This window comes from Saccharopolyspora sp., assembly GCF_017434145.1.
Lineage (GTDB): Bacteria > Actinomycetota > Actinomycetes > Mycobacteriales > Pseudonocardiaceae > Saccharopolyspora_C > Saccharopolyspora_C galaxeae.
The window spans coordinates 1-2484 of sequence record NZ_JAFRFW010000995.1 but is presented as its reverse complement, the minus strand read 5'-3'; the positions used below and the strand labels follow the sequence as shown (position 1 = coordinate 2484).

Here is a 2484-nt window from a genome sequence, read left to right as displayed (position 1 = left end):
GGGCGCCCTCGGCAGGACTCGAACCTGCGACACCTGCCTCCGGAGGGCAGTGCTCTATCCGCTGAGCTACGAGGGCTTGTCGTTGCTGACGTCGTTCACCTTAGCGCATGGGGTCGGAGAGTCGATAAGGGGGCCTGCGCGGTCGCGATCTTCGCGGCGAGTCCACTGGGTGGGCGCCGTCTTGCATTCATGCGCATTCGACTATATATCTGGGGCGAGCGGAGAGGAGGCTCCTGATGGGACACGGCCATGGACATGGCCACGGGCATGGCATGTCGGCGGACGTGCCCGCCAGCGCCTCCTGGCGCTACTCGCGGCGGCTCGCCGTGGCGTTCGTGGTGCTGCTGGCGTTCTTCGTCCTGGAAGCGCTCGTGGGGTATTTCGCGTCATCCCTCGCGCTGCTGTCGGACGCGGGACACATGCTGACGGACGTGCTCGGCGTCGGGATGGCGCTCGCCGCGATCACCGCGGCACGCCGCCCGGCGGCGGGGAAGCGGACCTTCGGCTGGTACCGCATCGAGGTGCTGGCGGCGTTGGCGAACGCCGTGCTGCTGTTCGGCGTCGCCGTCTACATCCTCGTGGAGGCCATCGGCCGGTTCCAGGAGCCGCCGGAAGTGGCCGGTGTGCCCATGATGCTCACCGCCGCCGCGGGACTGCTGGCGAACCTCGTGGTTTTCCTGCTGCTGCGCAAGGGTGCGGGGGAGAGCCTCAACGTGCGCGGCGCCTACCTCGAGGTGGTCGCCGATTCGATCGGCTCCGTCGGCGTACTGCTCGGTGGGGGCCTGTCGCTGGCTTTCGGCTGGTACCTGGCCGACCCGATCGTCGCCGTCGCGGTCGGGCTGTGGGTGTTGCCGCGCACCTGGAAGCTCGCCAGGCAGGCGCTGCGCATCCTCGTGCAGCAAGCTCCCGAAGGCGTCGACGTGCAAGCGATGCGCGACGATCTCGGCGCGCTGCCTGCCGTCACCGAAGTGCACGACCTGCACGTGTGGACGCTGACCTCCGGGATGGAAGTGGCCTCCGCGCACTTGGCCACCCCGTCCGACGCCGATCACGGCGAGGTGCTGGTGGCCGCGCAACGGATGCTCGCCGAGCGCTACCGCATCGAGCACGCGACCTTGCAGGTCGAACCGGTCGAGTGCGCTCGCCGCTGCGAGGCGTTGACCTGGTGAAACGAAACCGGCCCGCACCGAGCGGTGCGGGCCGGTCCAGTTCGGCGCCCAGCGTCAGTCTTCGTCCTTGCCCGGAGTCTGCTTGGCGACCTGCATCAGGAATTCGATGTTGGTCCGCGACTTGCGCAACCGGTCCTGCAGCAGCTCCAAGGACTGCTGCGCGTCCAAGGCCGAGAGCACCCGGCGCAGCTGGTGGGTCACCGCCAACTCGTCCGGGGACAGCAGGATCTCGTCCTTGCGGGTGCTGGAGGCGTCCACGTCGACCGCCGGGAACAGCCGCTTGTCCGAGAGCTTGCGGTCCAGCTTGAGCTCCGCGTTGCCGGTGCCCTTGAACTCCTCGAAGATCACCGTGTCCATGGTGGAACCGGTCTCCACCAGCGCGGGGGCGAAGTTGGTCAGCGCACCGCCGTTCTCGATGTTGCGGGCCGCGCCGAGGAACCGCTTCGGCGGGTACAGCGCCGTGGAATCCACACCACCGGACAGGATGCGCCCGGATGCCGGGGCGGCCAGGTTGTAGGCCCGGCCGAGACGGGTGATCGAGTCCAGCAGCACGACCACGTCGTGGCCCATCTCCACCAGCCGCTTGGCGCGCTCGATGGACAGCTCGGCGACCGTGGTGTGGTCTGCCGGCGGCCGGTCGAAGGTCGAAGCGATGACCTCGCCCTTGACCGAGCGCTGCATGTCGGTGACCTCTTCGGGGCGCTCGTCGGCGAGCACCACCATGAGGTGGCATTCCGGGTTGTTCGTGGTGATCGCGTTCGCGATCGCCTGCAGGATCATCGTCTTGCCCGCCTTCGGCGGGGAGACGATCAGCGCGCGCTGGCCCTTGCCGACCGGCATGACGAGGTCGATGATCCGGCCGGTGAGGTTCTGCGGCTCGGTCTCCAGCCGCAGCCGCTCGTTCGGGTACAGCGGGGTCAGCTTGTGGAACTCGGAGCGGCCCTTGGCGGCGTCCGGCTCCAAGCCGTTGATCGCGTCCACCCGCACCAGCGGGTTGAACTTCTGCCGCTGCTGCTCGCCCTCCCGCGGCTGCCGGATGACGCCCTTGATCGCGTCACCGCGGCGCAGCCCGTACTTGCGGACCAGCGACAGCGACACGTACACGTCGTTCGGCCCGGCGAGGTAGCCGGAAGTGCGCACGAACGCGTAGTTCTCCAGCACGTCCAGGATGCCGGCCACCGGCAGCAGCACGTCGTCCTCGCGGACCTCCGGCTCGCCGCCGCCTTCGCCGCGGCCGCGGTTGCGGCGGCGGTCCCGGAACCGGCGTCCGCGCCTGCGGCCGCCGTCATCGTCGTCGTCCTGCTGGCGGTTGTCC

The 2484-nt window shown here is 69.2% G+C and carries 2 protein-coding genes and 1 tRNA gene; 1 reads left to right on the top strand and 2 read right to left on the bottom strand.

All coding sequences use genetic code 11. The features are described from left to right. Positions 1-3: 3 nt before the first annotated feature. Positions 4-76, bottom strand: a tRNA-Arg gene (locus IJH84_RS27070). 160 nt (positions 77-236) lie between these two features. On the opposite strand from IJH84_RS27070, the gene IJH84_RS27065 reads away from it, so the two are divergent. Beyond that, complete coding sequence (locus tag IJH84_RS27065) at positions 237-1169, top strand: cation diffusion facilitator family transporter (RefSeq protein ID WP_295150558.1); 933 nt, start codon at positions 237-239, stop codon at positions 1167-1169. Between the two features lie 54 nt (positions 1170-1223). Here the strand turns inward: IJH84_RS27065 and rho are convergent. Beyond that, positions 1224-2484 (bottom strand): transcription termination factor Rho (gene rho / locus IJH84_RS27060; RefSeq protein ID WP_295150555.1); only part of this gene is annotated, 1261 nt, incomplete at its 5' end.

Coding starts and splice junctions, on each gene's coding strand:
- IJH84_RS27065 (WP_295150558.1), top strand. CDS start 237: ATGGGACACGGCCATGGACATGGCCACGGGCATGGCATGTCGGCGGAC.